At 69.1% G+C, this 1,536-nt stretch carries 1 protein-coding gene; it reads right to left on the bottom strand.

The genetic code is table 11. From position 1 onward, the window contains the following. Positions 1 to 108: 108 nt before the first annotated feature. The gene (locus I4Q55_RS48835; RefSeq protein ID WP_206797880.1) at positions 109 to 1,467 is read right to left on the bottom strand and encodes an IS701 family transposase; all 1,359 of its coding nucleotides are present in this window, start codon (positions 1,465 to 1,467) and stop codon (positions 109 to 111) included. Positions 1,468 to 1,536: the final 69 nt, after the last annotated feature.

Raw genomic sequence — 1,536 nt, 5'->3', positions numbered from 1 at the left:
GGTGGCGGTTGTTGCGGTGTAAGGGTTTCACCGTTTGGTGGCAGGTCAGGCACACGCCGGTCCAGGTCGCGAGGAGCAGTTGCAGTTCGCGGATGGTCACGTAGAGGGTCAGGCCGGCGCAGCCGCTTTTGGGTCGCCTCGCAGCAGGGTGAGGAACAGGTGGGCGGCGGTGACCAGAGTGACGTGGCGGTGCCAGCCCCGCCAGGAGCGGCCCTCGAAGTGGTCCAGGCCCAGACCGGTTTTGAGTTCGCGGTAGTCGTGCTCGATCCGCCAGCGGATCTTGGCGTAGCGGACGAGATCGGCGGCAGGTGTGGTGGCGGGCAGGCTGGACAGCCAGTAGGTGACCGGTTCGGGCTCGTCGCCGGGCCATTCGGCGATCAGCCACCGCTCGGGCAGAGCGCCGTCCTCGGCGCCGCGGGGGACACGGTGCCCGGCGGGCCGGACTCGCAGGAACACAAACTGCGAGGACATTGCGCCTTTGCTGCCTTCGCGCCAGGTGATGGGGATCGCGGCCTGGCGGCCGGCGTCGGTCACGTGCCGGGCCAGGCTGACCGGCTCGCCGGGATAGACGGGCGTGGTGGCCGGTGGGCGGCCGCACCGGCCCGTGCCGGACCATTCCCGCGGGACGGGAACTGCCTCGCTGGTGTGGGCCAGGGCTTCGCCTTTGAGCTGGACGCTGTAGGCGATGTCCCGCTCGTCGAGCGCGGCCCGGAACTGGCTGTTGTCGCCGTAGCCGGCGTCGGCGACCAGCACCGGTGGCCGCAGGCCGTGTCCGGCGAGTTCGTCGAGCATCTCGACGGCCAGCATCCACTTCGGACGGTGACCCTCGTCCTCGGGGATGCCGCACCGGTTCCGGCGCGCCCTGGCAGCCTCGGTAACCGCCTCCACGTCCACCTCGATCCCGGCGCCGGCCTGCTCGCCTGCCGGCGCGGCTCGTGGTGCGTTCTTCAGTGTCTTGCGCCGCTTGGCTTTGGCCGCCTTGACCGCCGCCGGGCCTGCTTTGGCGGTATCCCAGGACTCCGGCAGGAACAACCGCCAGTCCAGTGGGCAGGAGGCGGTGTCGGTGACCGCGTGCACACTGACCCCGATCTGGCAGTTGGCGACTTTGCCCAGGGTCCCGGAGTACTGCCGGGCCACGCCCGGTGAGCCCGTGCCGTCCTTGGGGAAACCACTGTCGTCGACCGCCCACGCCACCGGAACGATCGCTTCCACCGCCAGCCCGGCCAGCCGCGCTCGCACCGCGTCGGTGTCCCAGGTCGAGGTGGTCACGAACTGCTGCAGTCCTTGGTGGTCCACGCCCAGCCGTTCCGCCATCGGCTGCATCGACTTACGCCGCCCATCCAGCAACAGCCCCCGCAGATACGTCTCGCCCTTGGCCCGCTGATCCGACCGGGCCAAAGGAGCGAACACCTCCGCCGCAAAGGACTCAAGACATTGCCGGACATGGACAAGCTCGTCAGGAGTCACCGAAGCATGAAATCACCCAGCCTGCTCCACGTCCCCACGACACGCCAAGACCTAACAAAGTACTACTAG

The organism is Amycolatopsis sp. MtRt-6 (assembly GCF_017308975.1).
GTDB lineage: Bacteria > Actinomycetota > Actinomycetes > Mycobacteriales > Pseudonocardiaceae > Amycolatopsis.
This window is presented reverse-complemented; position numbering and strand designations above follow the sequence as displayed.